The 16,546-nt window shown below is 63.5% G+C and carries 17 protein-coding genes; 7 read left to right on the top strand and 10 right to left on the bottom strand.

Features of this window, described 5'->3' with window-relative positions; translation table 11 throughout:
• The first annotated feature begins 276 nt into the window (after positions 1-276).
• From JQ597_RS03035 to JQ597_RS03010, 6 genes are read left to right on the top strand one after another with little or no spacing between them, the layout of a single operon-like run.
• Positions 277-1,224, top strand: a complete 948-nt coding sequence (locus tag JQ597_RS03035; RefSeq protein ID WP_212262759.1) for a sulfonate ABC transporter substrate-binding protein — start codon at positions 277-279, stop codon at positions 1,222-1,224.
• Positions 1,225-1,264: 40 nt separating this feature from the next.
• Positions 1,265-2,218, top strand: a complete 954-nt coding sequence (locus tag JQ597_RS03030) for a sulfonate ABC transporter substrate-binding protein (protein WP_212262757.1) — start codon at positions 1,265-1,267, stop codon at positions 2,216-2,218.
• Positions 2,215-3,381 carry an FMNH2-dependent alkanesulfonate monooxygenase gene (gene ssuD / locus JQ597_RS03025; protein ID WP_212262755.1) on the top strand — a complete coding sequence of 389 codons (1,167 nt, stop codon included), beginning with the start codon at positions 2,215-2,217 and terminating at the stop codon, positions 3,379-3,381. The genes JQ597_RS03030 and ssuD overlap by 4 nt, the downstream gene beginning before the upstream one ends.
• A complete protein-coding gene (locus JQ597_RS03020) occupies positions 3,378-4,184 on the top strand; it encodes an ABC transporter permease subunit (protein ID WP_212262753.1) in 807 nt (268 codons plus the stop codon). The genes ssuD and JQ597_RS03020 overlap by 4 nt, the downstream gene beginning before the upstream one ends.
• Positions 4,185-4,207: 23 nt before the next feature.
• Complete coding sequence (locus JQ597_RS03015) at positions 4,208-5,053, top strand: ATP-binding cassette domain-containing protein (RefSeq protein WP_212262751.1); 846 nt, start codon at positions 4,208-4,210, stop codon at positions 5,051-5,053.
• 7 nt (positions 5,054-5,060) lie between these two features.
• Complete coding sequence (locus JQ597_RS03010) at positions 5,061-5,654, top strand: flavin reductase family protein (protein WP_212262748.1); 594 nt, start codon at positions 5,061-5,063, stop codon at positions 5,652-5,654.
• Between the two features lie 10 nt (positions 5,655-5,664).
• Here JQ597_RS03010 and JQ597_RS03005 read toward each other — a convergent pair whose 3' ends face one another.
• The gene (locus JQ597_RS03005; RefSeq protein WP_212262746.1) at positions 5,665-6,048 is read right to left on the bottom strand and encodes a hypothetical protein; all 384 of its coding nucleotides are present in this window, start codon (positions 6,046-6,048) and stop codon (positions 5,665-5,667) included.
• A gap of 376 nt (positions 6,049-6,424) precedes the next feature.
• On the opposite strand from JQ597_RS03005, the gene JQ597_RS03000 reads away from it, so the two are divergent.
• Positions 6,425-6,646, top strand: a complete 222-nt coding sequence (locus tag JQ597_RS03000; RefSeq protein ID WP_212262987.1) for a hypothetical protein — start codon at positions 6,425-6,427, stop codon at positions 6,644-6,646.
• Between the two features lie 79 nt (positions 6,647-6,725).
• On the opposite strand, the gene flbD is transcribed toward JQ597_RS03000, so the two are convergent.
• The 9 genes from flbD to JQ597_RS38215 form a co-directional block, all read right to left on the bottom strand.
• Positions 6,726-8,105, bottom strand: a complete 1,380-nt coding sequence (gene flbD / locus JQ597_RS02995) for a sigma-54-dependent transcriptional regulator FlbD (protein WP_212262745.1) — start codon at positions 8,103-8,105, stop codon at positions 6,726-6,728.
• 49 nt (positions 8,106-8,154) lie between these two features.
• Positions 8,155-8,505, bottom strand: coding sequence for a flagellar motor switch protein FliN (gene fliN, locus JQ597_RS02990; RefSeq protein ID WP_212262743.1), 351 nt, complete (start codon positions 8,503-8,505; stop codon positions 8,155-8,157).
• A 10-nt stretch (positions 8,506-8,515) separates the two neighbouring features.
• The gene (locus tag JQ597_RS02985; RefSeq protein ID WP_212262741.1) at positions 8,516-9,145 is read right to left on the bottom strand and encodes a FliH/SctL family protein; all 630 of its coding nucleotides are present in this window, start codon (positions 9,143-9,145) and stop codon (positions 8,516-8,518) included.
• Positions 9,145-10,227 carry a flagellar motor switch protein FliG gene (fliG, locus tag JQ597_RS02980; RefSeq protein ID WP_212034367.1) on the bottom strand — a complete coding sequence of 361 codons (1,083 nt, stop codon included), beginning with the start codon at positions 10,225-10,227 and terminating at the stop codon, positions 9,145-9,147. The genes JQ597_RS02985 and fliG overlap by 1 nt, the downstream gene beginning before the upstream one ends.
• Positions 10,228-10,233: 6 nt before the next feature.
• Positions 10,234-11,850 carry a flagellar basal-body MS-ring/collar protein FliF gene (gene fliF, locus JQ597_RS02975; protein ID WP_212262739.1) on the bottom strand — a complete coding sequence of 539 codons (1,617 nt, stop codon included), beginning with the start codon at positions 11,848-11,850 and terminating at the stop codon, positions 10,234-10,236.
• A gap of 181 nt (positions 11,851-12,031) precedes the next feature.
• A complete protein-coding gene (gene sciP, locus JQ597_RS02970) occupies positions 12,032-12,307 on the bottom strand; it encodes a CtrA inhibitor SciP (protein ID WP_002714638.1) in 276 nt (91 codons plus the stop codon).
• Between the two features lie 331 nt (positions 12,308-12,638).
• Positions 12,639-13,043: a hypothetical protein gene (locus JQ597_RS02965; protein ID WP_212262737.1), complete on the bottom strand. Its 405-nt coding sequence runs from the start codon at positions 13,041-13,043 to the stop codon at positions 12,639-12,641.
• 954 nt (positions 13,044-13,997) lie between these two features.
• The gene (locus tag JQ597_RS02960) at positions 13,998-14,696 is read right to left on the bottom strand and encodes a flagellar hook assembly protein FlgD (protein WP_212262735.1); all 699 of its coding nucleotides are present in this window, start codon (positions 14,694-14,696) and stop codon (positions 13,998-14,000) included.
• 11 nt (positions 14,697-14,707) lie between these two features.
• Complete coding sequence (locus JQ597_RS38215; RefSeq protein WP_212262733.1) at positions 14,708-16,330, bottom strand: flagellar hook-length control protein FliK; 1,623 nt, start codon at positions 16,328-16,330, stop codon at positions 14,708-14,710.
• Between the last annotated feature and the right edge of the window lie 216 nt (positions 16,331-16,546).

Genomic DNA, 16,546 nt, shown 5'->3' with positions numbered 1-16,546 from the left:
CGTTCGTCGATCTCGGCGGCGGTCGCTTATGACTCCGGGTGGATCAGGTTCCGTCGCTGTCCAATTCAAGATTAACGAATTGGCTTCGGGTAAGCGTCAAGAAAAATGCGTCGTTGTAAATCGTGTTCCGGCAATAAACGCGTCGTCGCGAGCCAGACTAACAGTGCCGTCATTGCTATTTTTGCGGAGCACTCGACAGCGTTTCAAAGCGCCACCATCATCTCTTGCATCGCATGATCGCGCATCGCCGCGAGCATGATCGTTCAGGAGAATGTGATGAAGCGTCGGGATTTTCTCGGATTGTCGGTTGCCGGTGCCGTTGTCGCGCTGTCGCCGCGTGCGCGGGCGCAGGCGCCGGTTAAGGAAATCCGCATCGGCTATCAGAAGACCGGGGTGCTCGTGATCGCGCGGCAGCAGGCTATTCTGGAAAAGCACTTCGCCGCGAAACAAATTGCCATCAAATGGATCGAGTTCACGTCGGGCCCGCCGTTGCTGGAAGCGATGAGCACCGGCAGTGTCGACCTCGGCGCGGTCGGCGATACCCCGCCGATCTTTGCCCAGGCCGCGAATGCGAACATCGTCTATGTGGCGGGATCGCCGATCACCAACGGGCAGGGCATTCTGGTTCCCGCCAACTCCTCGATTCGCACAATTGCCGATCTGAAAGGCAAGCGGATCGGATTTGCCAAGGGCACCAGCGCGCATAACGTTCTGATTGCGACGCTGGAAAAGGCCGGTCTCACCTACGCCGATATCACGCCGGTCTATCTGTCGCCGCCCGATGCTGGGCCGGCATTTGCCAATGGCAGCATCGAAGCCTGGGCGATCTGGGATCCATACTTCGCGATCGGCGAGAAAAAGCAGAACGGCCGGATCCTGATCAACGCCTACGAGGTCGCCAAGACCAATTCGTTCTATCTCGCCAACCGCGATTTCGCGAACGCCAACGTTCAGCACACCCGCGACATCATCGCGGGTCTGACGGAAGCCGCCCGCTGGGCGGAAGGAAATCGCGACGCCGTGGCAAATGCGCTCGCCGCCGTGACCGGCGTTCCGCTGGAAGTCCAGACCGTCGCGGCCAACCGGGCCTCGTTCGCGATCGGCCCGGTGACGGAGGCGATCATCGATACCCAGCAGGCCGTCGCCGATCGCTTCTTCAAGCTCGGGCTGATCCCGAAGCCGATCGTGGTTCGCGACATCGTCTGGCGCAATACCCAGACCTGAATTCGAGAAAAGCATTCCAATCAATGCAGAGGATTTCATCATGAAGCGTTTCATCAAACGCCTGATCGCGAGCGCCATGCTGTCTCTCGCCATCGTCGGCTCGACGGTTGGCCTCAGCTACGGCCAGGACAAGGTCGTCCGCATCGGTTTCCAGAAATACGGCAAGCTGGTGCTGCTCAAGAGCAAGGGCACGCTCGAGGGCAAGCTGAAGGCCGCGGGCTATCAGGTGGTATGGACGGAGTTTCCATCCGGGCCGCCGCTGCTCGAGGCGCTCAATGTCGGCGCCATCGATTTCGGCAACACCGGCGAAGCGCCGCCGATCTTCGCGCAGGCCGCGGGGGCGCCGATCCAGTATGTCGCCTATGAGCCCCCGGCACCGAAGGGCGAAGCCATCCTGGTGCCGAAGGACAGCAGGCTCACTTCAGTTGCCGATTTGAAGGGCAAGAAGGTTGCGCTCAACAAGGGCTCCAACGTTCACTATCTGCTGGTGAAGGCGCTGGAGAAGGCGGGCGTCAAATATTCAGAGATCGAGCCGGTGTTTCTGGCGCCGGCCGATGCGCGCGCGGCGTTCGAACGTGGCGCGGTCGATGCCTGGGTGATCTGGGATCCGTTCCAGGCCGCCGCCGAAGCTGCCACCGGCGCGCGGACGCTCGCCGACGGCACCGGCATCGTCTCGAACTATCAGTTCTATTTCGCCTCGAAGAAGTTCATTGGCACCGACCCGAAAATCGTCGATCTCGTGCTGGCCCAACTCAGCGAAGTCGACGATTGGGCCAAGGGCGACATTCACACCGTCGCCGAACAGCTGGCGCCGGCGATCGGTCTTCCGGTCCCGGTCGTCGAGGTCGCCCTGAAACGGCAGTCCTACGGCATCAAGCCGATCACCGACAGCGTGATCGCCGATCAGCAGCAGGTCGCCGACGCGTTCTTCGCGCTCGGCCTCATTCCCAAACAGATCAAGATTTCCGACGCGGCACGGAGGCCGGGTTCATGAGCAACCAATCGAACGCCAATATCCTCTGGTTCCTGCCGACCCATGGCGATGGCCGCTATCTCGGCACCACCACCGGCGGGCGCGAGGTGAACTTCAATTATCTGCGCCAGATCGCGCAGGCTGCGGACCAGCTCGGCTATTACGGCGTGCTGCTGCCGACCGGGCGAAGCTGCGAAGACTCCTGGGTGGTGGCGTCAGCCGTCGCGCCCTGGACCGAGCGGCTGCGCTATCTGGTGGCTGTACGGCCCGGCCTGCAATCGCCGAGCGTCGCCGCGCGCATGACCGCGACGCTCGACCGGTTGTCGAACGGGCGGCTGCTGGTCAACGTCGTCACCGGCGGCGACCCCGTCGAGAACAAGGGCGACGGGATATTCCTCGATCACGACGCGCGCTACGCCGTGACGCGCGAGTTCCTCAACGTCTATAGCGACCTGCTCGCGGGCAAGACCGTCAATGTCGAAGGCAAGCACATCCGCATCGAGGATGGCCGTCTGCTGTTTCCGCCGGTGCAGGCGCCGCGGCCGCCGCTGTATTTCGGCGGATCGTCGGACGCCGGCATCGATGTCGCCGTCGACACCGTCGACAAATATCTGACCTGGGGCGAGCCGCCGGCGCAGGTGGCCGAGAAGATCAATCGCGTGAAAGCGGTCGCGGACGCGCGCGGACGAAAACTCTCATTTGGTATCCGCCTGCATGTGATCGTCCGCGAGACCAACACGGAGGCCTGGAAGGCGGCGGATGAGTTGATCCAGCATGTCACCGACGAGACGGTGGCCTCGGCCCAAAAAATCTTCTCGCGAATGGACTCCGTTGGGCAGCAGCGCATGGCGCAGTTGCATGGCGGCAGGCGCGACAAGCTCGAGATCAGCCCCAACCTCTGGGCCGGCGTCGGTCTGGTGCGTGGCGGGGCAGGGACGGCATTGGTCGGCGATCCCGCCACGGTGGCGGCGCGGATCCGCGAATATCAGGATGTCGGCATCGATACCTTCATCATGTCGGGCTATCCGCATCTGGAGGAAGCCTATCGCTTCGCCGAACTGGTGTTTCCGCTGCTGTCGCTGAAACAGCCGAACAACGTGACGCCGATACGCGTCAATACCGGCCCGTTCGGCGAGACCATCGCCAATGAACATCGTCCCCTCGTCAAGGCATCGCAATCATGAGTCTGATCGAACGTCTTCCGCGTGTCCGACGCTTGCGCTTGCCGCGGGCCGACGGCTTCATTCCATGGATCGTGCCGCTTGCGATCATCCTGCTCTGGCAGGTGGCCTGCGTCACCGACTTCGTCTCGGCGCGGGTGCTGCCGGCGCCGAGCGATGTGGCGCTGGCTGGATGGAAGCTGCTGCTGTCAGGCGAACTGGTGCGCAATATCTGGGTCAGTTTCTGGCGCGCCAGCGTCGGATTCCTTATCGGCGGCAGCATCGGCTTTACTTTCGGCCTCGCCAACGGCCTGTCGCAGCTATCGAGCAAACTGACCGACACGACGTTGCAGATGGTTCGCAACATTCCGCATCTGGCGCTGATCCCGCTCGTCATCCTGTGGTTCGGCATCGATGAGTCGGCAAAACTGTTCCTGGTCGCGCTCGGCGTGTTCTTTCCGATCTACCTCAACACGCTGCATGGCATCCGCACCGTCGATCCGCAGCTGATCGAGATGGGCCGCATTTACGGCATGACCGACGGCGAATTGTTCCGCCGGGTGATCTTTCCGGGCGCGTTGCCATCGATCTTCGTCGGCCTGCGCTTTGCGCTCGGCATCATGTGGCTGACCTTGATCGTGGCGGAAACCATCGCGGCGTCGTCGGGGCTTGGCTACATGGCGATGCAGGCGCGCGAGTTCATGCTGATCGACGTCGTGGTGCTCTCCATCCTGATCTACGCGCTGCTTGGCAAGCTTGCCGACAGCGCTTCACGCGCGCTGGAGCGGCTGACGCTGTCCTGGCATCCGGCCTTCCAGAAACATTGAGGCAGAAACTTTTGAGGATTGAAATGCAGGAAGCTCTTCGTTTTCGCCCCGCGGATGCCGAAGCCGTGGACCAGCCCGAGTTCGTCAAGCAGGCGCGGCTGTTGCGGCGGGATGCGGACGCCCTGTTGCGCGGGCTTTCGCTGACGATCCGGGGATTGCGCAAATCGTTCGGCGCCAACGAGGTGCTGCGCGGCATCGACCTGCACATTCCGGCAGGGCAGTCCGTCGCCATCGTCGGCCGTAGCGGTTGCGGCAAGAGTACGCTGCTGCGGCTGATCGCGGGCCTTGAAACGATTACCGCGGGTACCATCAGTTTTGGCGAGGAAACGCGCGCGGAAGACGTTCGCGTGATGTTTCAGGAGCCGCGGCTGCTGCCCTGGGCCCGGGTGCTGTCGAACGTCGAGGTCGGCCTCGGCCGGGAGCGGACCTCGCCGGACGCGCAGGCCCGCGCCGACAGCGCGCTGGTCGAAGTCGGCCTTGACGACAAACGGGCACAATGGCCGGCGGTGCTTTCCGGCGGGCAAAAGCAGCGCGTGGCGCTGGCGCGTGCGTTGGTCAGCCGCCCGCGCGTGCTGGCCTTCGACGAACCGCTCGGCGCGCTTGACGCGTTGACGCGGATTTCGATGCAGCGGCTGCTGGAGCGGGTCTGGCAGGATCAGGGCTTCACCGCGATCCTGGTGACACACGACGTCGCCGAGGCCGTGGCACTGGCCGACCGCGTTCTGGTGATCGAGGACGGCCGCATCGCGCATGACATTGACGTCAATATCCCGCGCCCGAGGCGTCGGGGTTCGGCGGAACTCGCCGCGCTGGAAGGCTCGATCCTGAAGAACCTGCTGCAAGGCACCGAGGACACTTCCGACCTGTGAGGCCATCATGAACTCCGTTGTCCGCCATATCGCGATCGACCGTCAGGTTTCCCAAGAGGTTTCGTCAGACGATTTCCGCGGCGCCATGCGACAGTTGACGGGCGGGGTGAGCGTCGTCACGGCCGGGCGCGGCCGGGACATTTCGGGCATGACGGTGACCTCGGTGTCGTCGCTGTCGGTCGATCCCCCGGCGCTGATTGTCAGCGTCAACCGGAACGCGTCCTCATGGCCGCTGGTGCAGCGGTACGGCTGCTTCGGCGTCAGTATCCTGACGTCGGACCAGATCGACGTCGCCGAGCGCTTTGCCGGCAAGGACGGGCTCAAGGGCGCAGAGCGGTTTGCCGGCGCGGAGTGGACGACGCGCGCTTCGGGCGTGCCGCTGCTGGTGGGCGCACTGGCCGCGATCGATTGTGAGCTGGAGGAAATCGTCGAGCGGCATTCCCATGCCATTCTGATCGGCCGCGTGCTGGACCTGCAGCTATCGACCCGCACCGCGGCGCTGGCCTATTGGCAGGGCCAGTATGTCGCGATCGATCAGAACGAGGACGCGGTGCGGCTGGCCGAAGTCAGCCTGCCCCCACCGCGGGCCGCTCGCTCCTGACGCGGGAAATCTAGTCCAAGATCGCGCTGAGCGTTGCTGGGCTGTCGATGATGACGGTGCTGCCGCGCACGCCGTACCAAACCCCGGCGATGGTCTGCGGCGCACCTGCTAGCGGCACGCTGACGACCAGCGTGGTCGGCACGCGACCGGTGCTCGACGGTTCCTGTTCGTTGTAGGTGAAGCTTGCCGCAACGCCCAACGCGGTACCGTTCACAGTAATTCCGACGGTGGCGCCGGGGTAGTCGTTGCCCTGTGCGTACGGCATCGGCAGGTTCAGGATCACCAGCGCCGAGGTGCCGACCCCTTCGGGAATCGTGATGCTCAGACCGGGAATCGGAACGAAAGTGCCGGAGTTGGTCGTCTGCGTCCCACTCGTCTGCGCGTACAAGGCCATGATCGCTCTCCCGTTGTTGGGTAAGTATTAGCAACAAAAGGTTGAGTGAGGCAAATGGAATCACGCTCCGGAATATGTGAAAATCCGGTGACGGAAGCGGGAAGGGCGTTTGTCGCCGTGGCGTTCAGCGAGCGCACGGACTAGAGCGTTTTCCAGCGAAGTGGACACCGGTTCGCGTGAAGAAAACGCGTCAGAACAAGAATCTAGAGCTCCGTTCCGATTCCATCGGAACGGAAAAGGCTCTAGAACGCTCACTTCCGATCCCTAAGGAATGAGAGCGCGCCTTGGAACGCAGGCTTCCTGAAACTGTTTTGCCGCTGCGGCGGTTTTGCCGGCGCGACGTCGCGCGCCCCGTCCAATGCAGTGTGGTAACCCGATGAAACGTATCGCGATCTGGGCATTCTACGGCGTCGGCGCGCTTGCGATCGGCTATCTCGCGCTTTACGCCTATGCGGTCTTCACCGGGCGCGATCTGCAGCCCGGCGATCCCATCCACATCTTCCGCAAGCCGGACGCACCGAGTTATTCGCGGCGGGACCCTGTAATTCTGACGTCATTGCCTGCGACAAACGCAAGGCGTTTGCGCAAGGGAGCGTAAGCGACGAAGCAATCCATACTGCCGTTGCGGCACGATGGATTGCTTCGCTTCGCTCGCAATGACGGTGATGGCGCTTCGACTAGCCCGCTGCCGCAAAGCGCTGATAGTCGCCGGCGCCGGCCGGCGTGATCGGGATTCCGCCGTCGGCATATTCGTTCAGCTTGTTGCGCAGCGTGCGGATCGAAATGCCGAGGATGTTGGCCGCGTGGGTGCGGTTGCCGAGGCAATGCTTGAGCGTCTCCAGGATCAGGTCGCGTTCGACGTCGGCGACCGTGCGGCCGACCAGCGCGCGGGTCACCTGTTCGGCGGCGAAGGTGGCATGCGCCACGGCCGGTGCGGTCTTGGCAAGGTCGAGACGGTCGCCGTCCGGGGTCAGGATCGCATCGGCGCCGATTTCGTCGCCCTGCGCCATCAGCACCGAGCGGTGCATGGTGTTTTCGAGCTCGCGGACGTTGCCCTGCCAGCGGTTGGAGGTCAGCACCCGCCGTGCGTCGCTGGAGATCGGGCGTAGCGGCACGCCGTTGGCTTCGGAATATTTCTTCGCAAAATGGTGCGCCAGTTCGATGATATCCGCCGGCCGGTCGCGCAGCGCCGGGATCTTCAGATTGACGACGTTGAGCCGGAACAGCAGGTCCTCGCGGAAGGTGCCTTCGCGCACGGCGTCGGCCAGATTGCGGTTCGAGGTCGCGATGATGCGGATGTCGACCGGGACCGGCTTGGTGCCGCCGACGCGGTCGATCACGCGCTCCTGGATCGCGCGCAGCAATTTCGATTGCAGCCGCACGTCCATCTCGGAGATTTCGTCGAGCAGCAGCGTGCCGCCGGTGGCTTCCTCGAACTTGCCGATACGCCGCGCCACCGCGCCGGTGAAGGCGCCCTTTTCGTGGCCGAACAGTTCGGATTCAAGCAGGTGCTCGGGGATCGCCGCGCAATTGATCGAGATGAACGGCCGCTTGGCGCGGGCCGAGCGGGTGTGGACGTAGCGCGCCAGCACTTCCTTGCCGGTGCCGGACTCGCCGGTGACCATGACCGAGGCGTCCGAGCCCGCGATCTGCTGTGCCAGCTTGACGACCTTGCCCATCGCCTCGTCGCGATAGATCAGGTCGCGGGAATCGTTGGCGACGGCGGCGAGCACGGCGGCGATCAGTTCCGGATCGGGCGGCAGCGGGATGTATTCCTTGGCGCCGGCGTGGATCGCGGCGACCGCGGCGCGGGCGTCGTTGGAGATGCCGCAGGCCACGATCGGCACATGGATGTGTTCGGCCTCGAGCCGCATCACCAGATCGCGGATATCGAGCGCGACGTCGACCAGCATCAGGTCGGCGCCCTTGCCGCCGCGCAGCACCGCCATCGCCTGTTCGATCGTCTCGGCGTGGGTCACCGAAGCGCCGTTGTCCATCGCGATCTTGGTGGCCGTGGTGAGCTGGCCCTTCAATGTGCCAACGATGAGAAGCCGCATCATAGTCTCCTGTTCGTCTGTTCGCGCCGCTTATGCGCGTGCCGTTGTTTTAGGTGCGTTCCGCCTTGATGATTTCCGTCATGGTGACGCCGAGCTTGTCTTCCACCAGCACGACTTCGCCGCGCGCCACCAGCCGGTTGTTGACGTAGATGTCGATCGCTTCACCGACGCGGCGGTCGAGTTCGAGCACGGTGCCGGGGCCGAGCTTCAACAGCTCGCCAACGTCCATCTTGGAGCGGCCGAGCACCGCCGAGACCTGCACCGGAACGTCGAACACGGCCTCCAGGTCGGCCGCTATGCGCGAGGCCTGTTCGTCTTCATTGTAGGCCAGGTCATCCGCAGGCTCGGCACTGGCGGCGTTGAGGTCCTGCAGCGGGACATGTGTGTCAGTGTCGCTCATGGTTCAGTCCTCACGGCCTTCCGGCCTGATCGCGGGACGCCATGTAGCGCCCGACAAGTTCGTTGATCTTGGCTTCGATGGCGGCTCGCTCCAGCACCACGCCGCCGTCGGCCCATTCGATCCGGCAGTCGCCGGTTGCAATATCAGGCTCGGCCAGGATCACCAGCCGGCCCTCGAAGCCGCTCTGCGTGGCCTGCCGCTCGATCTTTTCGCGCGCGGCCTCGTAGAGGGAGTCGTTGATGCGGACCACGAGGTGCGGCGTCGCGACCAGATGCGAGAAGCAATCGCCCACCAGTCCCGTGATCTCGCCGAGCGGCTCGGCGGCAATCAGTTCGCCGCACAGTTTGCGGGCCACCGCGACCGCGACGTCGACCGCCTCGGTCTCCATCCGCGCTTCGATGCCGCCAAAGCGCGAGGCGATGCCCTTGATCGCAATACCGATCTCTTCCAGCGCCAGCGCGGCGCGGCGGTCGCTTTCCGCCTTGGCCTCGCGCTGCGCGGCCTCGTAGCCGTCGCGATAGGCGCGGGCCTCGGCCGAGGCGATCTTCTGCGCGATCTCGGCAGGCGTGGCAGGACGCTCGCGCGTCTTGTCCGGCGCGCCGAAGTCCATGTCGAACAGGAATTTTGCGGGCGCGGCCATCAGTACACCAGCTCGTCGTCAGCGCGGTTCTTGGTCAAAGTGATTTCACCCTTGGCGGCCATGTCCTTGGCGAGGTTGACGAGCAGCGCCTGCGCCTCGTCGACGTCGCGGAGCCGCACCGGTCCCATCGCGGCCATGTCGTCCAGCAGCATCTTGCCGGCGCGGGACGACATGTTGCCGAGGAAGAAGCTGCGGACCTCCTCATTGGCGCTCTTCAGCGCAATGCCGAGCTTGTCCTTGTCGATGTTGCGCATCAGCGTCTGCGCCGAGGCGGAGTCGAGCTTGATCAGATCGTCGAAGGTGAACATCAGCGCCTTGATGCGCTCGGCGGATTCGCGGTTTTCCTCTTCCAGCGAGGTGATGAAGCGGGTTTCGGTCTGGCGGTCGAAATTGTTGAAGATTTCGGCCATCACCTCGTGGGCGTCGCGGCGGCGGGTCTGCGACAGGTTCGACATGAACTCGGTCCGCAGCGTCTGTTCGACGCGCTCGATGACTTCCTTCTGCACCGCTTCCATCTTCAGCATGCGCCCGACCACGTCGAGCGCGAGATCCTCAGGGAGGATCGCCAGCACGCGGGCGGCGTGCTCCGGCTTCAGTTTCGACAGCACCACGGCGATGGTTTGCGGGTATTCGTTCTTGAGGTAGTTGGCGAGCACCTCTTCCTGCACGTTGGAGAGTTTCTCCCACATGTTGCGGCCGGCGGGGCCGCGGATTTCGTCCATGATGCCGGTGACGCGCTCGCCCGGCAGATATTGCTGCAGCAGCCGTTCGGTGGCGTCGAAGGTGCCCATCAGGGCGCCGGAGGCCGACATCCTTGAGACGAATTCGAGCAGCAGGTCTTCGACCACGTCGGCCTCGACGGTGCCGAGCGTCGACATGTGGATCGACAATTCGCGCACCTCGTCGTCGTCGAGCAGTGCCCAGACCTTGCCGCCATATTGTTCGCCCAGCGCCAGCATCAGGATGGCGGCGCGCTGCGGGCCGCTCAGCGGCTTGCCCTTGGGCCTTGTCGCCTGACGGCTCGCCAGCGCCGAGATGACGGTGGTGATGTCGTTGGCGTTGGTGGTTTGCGGTACGGCCATGTCAGGTCACTCGACAGGTTCGCTGAGCCATTGACGAACAATGGAGGCGGTCTCGTTCGGATTTCGTTCGGCGAGTTCACCGACCCGGTGCACGGCCTGGGCGTGGACCTGGCCCTGAACCTGGGCGACGTCGATCAAGGCGGCGGCGCCGCCGGCGGGAATCAGGGCCTGGCCGGGCGTGCCTTCGGCGGTGCCGTCGGCCAGCGCCGGCACGGCGGCGCCGCCGGCCAGCGCGGGAACGGCTTCGGCGGCCAGGATGCGCTTGACCAGCGGGCGGATCACCATGAACAGCACGACGAGGCCGAGCAGCATCATGACGCCAAGCTCGATGACGTACATGACGTCATCCTTGGTGAACTGGAACATGCCGAGCAGTCCGGTCGGCTCGGCAACCGGGGGCACCGACGGGGCTTCGGCAAAGCGCAGGTTCACGACCTCGACCTGGTCACCGCGCTTCTGGTCGAAGCCGATCGCCGAGCGAACCAGGGTGGCGATGCGGTCGAGCATTTCCTTGCTGCGGTCGGAATAGACCATCTCGCCTTTTTCGTTCTTGGTGTAGGCGCCGTCGACGAGCACCGCGACCGAGATCTTGTTGACCCGGCCGGCCTCGGTGACTTCGGTCTTGGTGACGCGGGAAATCTCGTAATTGTTGGTTTCTTCGCTCTTCTTGCTCTGGTCGCGCGCCGGGACGCCGGCATTGGCCTGGTTGCCGGGCAGTTCGTTGTTGACCGTGACCTGGCCGCTGTCTCCGGCGGTCGCCGACGATTCCTCGCGGGACTGGCTGGAGCGCAGCACGCGGCCTTCGGGATCGAACTTGTCCGAGGTCTGGGTGACCTTGTTGTAGTCGAAATCGGCGGTGAGCTGGACGCGGGCGCGGCCCTGGCCGACCACCGAGGAGACGATCGCCTCGACCTCATTGCGCATCCGTTTCTCGAAGGCGGTGCGGCGTTCGTCGCCGCTCGCGCCCTCGGGATTGCTGCTGGCGCCGTCGGCGAGCAGCCGGCCGCCCTCGTCAACGATCGACACCCGCTGCGGCTTCAGGCCGTTGACGGCGGAAGCGACCACGTGGCGGATGGCGCGGATCTGCTGGGGTTCGAGGCTGCCGCGCACCCGGACCACGATCGAGGCCGACGGCTCCGGGATTTCGCGGGAGAACAGCGGCCGTTCCGGCAGCACCAGATGGACCCGGGCAGCCTGAATGCGGTCGATGGCGCGGATGGTGCGGGAGAGTTCGCCCTCCAGCGCGCGCAGATGATTGATGTTCTGGACGAAGCTGGTGGTGCCGAGCGCGTCGGATTTGTCGAAAATCTCGTAGCCGACGCCGCCGCCCTTGGGCAGGCCGCCTTCGGCCAGCTTCATCCGCAGCCGCGTCACCTTGTCCTTCGGCACCATGATCACGGCGCCTTCGTTGCGCATTTCGAAGGGGATCGCCTGGCGTTCCAGATCCTTGATGATGCTGGAGGAGTCTTCGGCCGTGAGGTCGGTGAAGAGGGTGGTCATCTGCGGCGTCGTGACGCGCATGATGACGAACGCGAAGAAGCCGATCAGGGCTGCGGTCACCGCGATCATCGCCATCAGCCGCGACGCGCCCAGGCCTCTCAGGAAAGCAACGAGACTTTGCACCAACCGCCCCCAGGGATTCGGCCCAAGATTCGTACCCGGGGACCGACTGGGCAATTATTGCCTAGGGGATGGTTTCCATATGGTTAACGACCGTTAAAGTCGGTGAAGGAAGTTTCGGCATGAAAAAAACCAGCTTCGCAAAACGAAGCCGGTTTTCATCAAATCTTCCGGTTTGGAGAGTTTATTGCCGGTATTGCTGGATGCGGGTGGTCCGCAAGCCTGCAAGGCCATGCTGATCGATGGAGAACTGCCAGGACAGGAACTCGTCCACCGTCAGCGTGTAGCGGCTGCAAGCCTCCTCGAGGGAGAGCAGGCCGCCGCGAACCGCGGCAACGACTTCGGCCTTGCGGCGGATCACCCACCGTTTGGTGCCGGGCGCGGGCAGGTCCGCAATTGTTAATGGACTTCCGTCAGGCCCGATGACGTATTTTACCCTCGGGCGATGGGGTTCTGTCATGGCGTACTCACAAACTCTCAACCACTGAACTCACGGTAATAACCTACGCCGTGCGACTTAAAATTTGCCTAAGCTCAAGGGTTCAATACGAATCTCCTTGAATATGCCGGGAACAGGGGCGGCGGGGCGTCTGCGAGAGGGGCTGGGCAGGGCCGGGCGGAGGAGGAGTGGGGGGTAGGCGGATTGGAGCCGACTACATCGGCGGTCGCTCCACGAGCGAGGTGGAAGGAGTAATCCGCCATTTGGGCTGTTCGCTGCGGTCTCCGCTCTGAGCCTATTGGCGTTGTAACCGTGCGGCGGATTACGCCTACGGCTCCAATCCGCTTGGAGGTCAGGTGTGGCGCCGGCTTCGGCTAACGGTCTCCGCAAGCTTCCTTCCGGCGTCGCGCCCTGCTTGCCAATACGCGTTCCTCGTTGAATTAATGGGATCATACTCTGCGGTCTTCAACGTCACGCGAACTCTGATCAGTGGACCGTGCTCCAACGTTATCAGCATATCGAGCAATCCGAATATGAAGCTGTCCGGATAACCCTCCTCCCGCGCTTTACTGGTGCTCTCCACGAGATCAACCACCTCAAAATGATCCGATGGTTCGACGTATATTGTTACCTTGGCGCACTCCCAAAGCGGGCCTAGACGCCTGTTGCGCTCGCCAGTGATCTCGATCCCAGACTCAACGGTCTGCGCCCAGCGCGCAGTGACGTTGTGCTTCCAAAGCTCAATGTCGTCTTTCATTCTTGTTCCATCGACGCACAGAACTCGTAGGGCGGATTGAGCCGAAGGCGTAATCCGCCATCCAGGTAATCGTCAGGTGATCATCTTCGCTAGAATCTCCGCTGGTCGATCGCGTGACGATCATTCGATATAGAGTGTTTGATAGCACAGACCCCGTTTGCGTATGTAACCGGTGCGGCGGATTACGCCTTCGGCTCAATCCGCCCTACCGACGTGCGTCGCTTCGCGCGCAAGCGGAATCTTGCGGCCAGCCTGCGACAAATCAACCCGACGGACAAATCGCTTCTGGTTTACGGAAATCGTGTCAAGTCCTGTTAAAAAATATTTCTGTTTACCAGAAGGTAAATCAGGTGCATATATCTGCCCATCCCGTCCTACTCAGAAGGGCGTCGGCCGTCGTCACGGACGTTGGGCGGGTTGCGGTGGACGCTGGTTTACGCCTCGACGACGGCGTGGACTAAGCGTACGGCAAAACCGTGTGGTCCTGGCGCCCGTTGCAGGTGTCAAGCTGTCGGGTAGGCGAGAGCTGAACGGCAGCGAGGGAGTCAACCAAGAACTCGTCTCCGGGGAGAGCGCGGCATAAGCCGTAAAGCCATTGCGCAGGGAAGGCCGGGTGTTCTCCGCTGCCCTGTATGCTCGTGTGCATTTTGTTTTGTGCAAACCGCACGCGAGACCGCGGGTGCAGCGCGCACCCGGTCTTCCCTGCGCCCTCTTATTTCGGGGGCAAGGAATTTCTGGCAAAGCTCGGGCGTATGGCGCCGCGAGAATGCGAACGCACATCCTCTCGCTGTTTGACAATTGAATCCGAAGTCTCACTTCACGTCGTCCCTGCGAACGCAGGGACCCATACCGCGTTGTGCTCTCGGTTAAGCAAGATAGATGAGGCGTTCTTCGCAAAACAAAAGCCGGTGGCTATGGGTCCCTGCGTTCGCAGGGACGACGAAAGCGCAGGCACTAGCTCGTGGTCGACGGGCGCACCACGCGCTTGATCTTGTCGGTCGTGTAGCTTTGCCCGCCGATCGACAGCAGCGGCGGGGAGGCGCTGAGATCGACCGAATCCACGACGCCCTGGACTTCGGTGGAGATCGCCACGTTGTTGCCGGAACTGTCCTTGCCGGTGGCGGTCAGCGTGTAAGTGCCGGCCGGCCACTGCACGCCGTCATTGCCTTTGCCGTCCCAAACGAAACTGCTACCGCCCTGTTTCAGCGCGTAGTTGCCGCTGTAGGCGGTCTGTCCTGCCGAGTTGGTGATCGTGATGGTTGCCGAGGTGTCCTTGTCGCTCTGAAAATTCCAGGTCGCCGACTTGTCGAACGCCGCCTTGCTGCCGTCGACCGCAACCGTGTTGCCGACATAGACCAGCGCCTGGGTCGCCTGGGCGCTCTTTTCGATTTCGAGCAGCGACTTCAACTGGTCGTTGGACTTGAGCTGCTGCTCGACGCCGGCGAACTGCACCAGCTGCTGGGTGAACTGGTTGGTGTCGAGCGGATCCAGCGGGTTCTGGTTCTGCAGCTGCGTCGTCAGCAGCGTCAGAAAGGTCTGGAAATTATCCGCGATCCCCGTCGTCGCGGTCGAGCTCGTGGAGCTGCTGGAGCTCGAACTGCCCGTTGCGGGCGCCGAGACGATCGTCGTCGGCATGGTTGCATCGACTGCCATAACGCTCTCCGTTAAATCCTGATGTCCACGCCGCCGCTCGCTCCGAGCATGCGGCCATAGTTGCGGCCGGCAACCGCTGCCGGAATGCTGTCTTCTTCACTGACGACCAGCCGATGGGCATTGGGATTGGACTGGTTGCCGTCGTTCTGGCCCTGCGAGGATTGATCGCGCAGGCTGAATTGCAGCCCGCTATTGCCGGTCGAAAGCCCGGCATTGTCGAGCGCGCGCTGCAGCTGGTTGGCGTCCTGGCGCAGCATCGACAGCGTCTCCGGCCGCTCCACCGTCAGATGCGAGGTGACCTGGCCGTTGCGATCGACATCGATGCGGACGTCGATGCGGCCAAGCTCGGCCGGATCGAGCCGGATTTCGAAGCGGCTCTTGCCGCTCTTGGCCGACGCTGCGATTTCCATCGCAAGCCCGCTGAGCGGCACCGCTGCTGATGTCGCGACGGCGACGTTGAGCTGGGGTGCCGGGACTGGTGCGGTGGAAGATGCCGGCTGTTGCGTCTGGATCGCGCCTGCGGCCTGCAAGCCGTTGTTGGATGCGCCAGCCAGCGTCTGGCTGACATCGGCTGTGACCGGATGCGCATGCACGGCCGCATTGGCCGATGGTGCCGGCGCGCCGTTGCCTGCGACATCAGCCTTCGCGGCATCGATGACGCCGTTCTCGGCTTTCGGCTGGCCTGCGGCCTCGGCCTGCGGCGTGACTGATGGAACGATGGTGCCGGGCGCCGGAGCCGCGGGGACGGCGATCGTGCCGGCTGCCTTGTCCGGTTCGCCCGATGTTGCAGTGGCTTCCTTCGTGGCGACCGGCGTCTTGGCTTGCGTTGCGGTTTTCGACACGCCGGCAGCCGTCGCGGCCGCGGATGCAGCCAATGCGATGCCTGACGTGACCGTGGTGTCGGCGGGAGCGACCTGCGCGGTGACGGCTACGCTGACCTCGATCTGGGCATCGATCTTCGCGCCCTCTGTCTTGGCGGCGTTGGCGGTCGCAGCCGGATTTGCGCTGGCATCGGCCGCCGGAGCGGTTGCCCCGGTGAGCGTGGCGGTGGCGACAATGGCGGCGGCGGCGATCGCAAGCGGCGCTGTCGCGGTATCGGTGGGAGCTTTTGCGATCGAGGCTTCCACTGTTGCCGTAGCGACAGGAATCACGGTGGCCACGGCGCTGGCCGTTACCAGTGCTGCCGTATCCTGTTTCGCTTCGGTCTGATCGGTGGCTGCAGCGTCCTCGCCGGAAGCGGGCTTGCCTTCCGCCTTGGTCTCATCCGGTTTCGAGGTGTCGGACTTGGAAGAATCCGATTTCGTCTTGGAGCGGGTTGCGTCAGTGTTGGTGTCCGCCTCGGCGTTGTCGCGGGCATTGCTGCCGCTGGAATCCTGGCGCGCGTCGCTGCGCGCGGCCTTGTCGGATGCCGCTTTGTCCGAAGCCGCCTTGTCCGATGCGGCGGTGTTGTCGCGCGCCCGGTGGTCCGCTGGGCTTTGCGAATCATCGGCGCGGCGCGGCGCAGTGTCTTGGGGACGGTGGTCGCTGTTGGCAGCGGCCTTGTTGCTGTCGACCAGCGCGGCAAAGCTGTCGTTTCCGGCCGTCTGGTCGGAATCCGGCCGCCCCGACCTTGCCGTCGCGCCTTGAAAAGACACGTTTGCCAATAGTTCTGACGTGACACTAACCACGGACGACCCTCGCGCTGAAACCTTGGCTATCCCTGAGCAAGGACCGGGCCACGCTGGATCTCCAAAAAATATCGTTTTATTTCAATGCCTTATGGTGGCGCCGGGTCGGTCACCGAGGCCCTGGGCCGGCCCCCTTTTCTGCCCGGCGGCAAGATTTGCCGTCTATTGCCCGGCCAAACCCGG

It is taken from the genome of Bradyrhizobium sp. AUGA SZCCT0177, assembly GCF_018130125.1.
Classification (GTDB): domain Bacteria; phylum Pseudomonadota; class Alphaproteobacteria; order Rhizobiales; family Xanthobacteraceae; genus Bradyrhizobium.
Note: the sequence above shows the minus strand (reverse complement) of the source record. Positions and strands in the feature narration are given on the sequence as shown.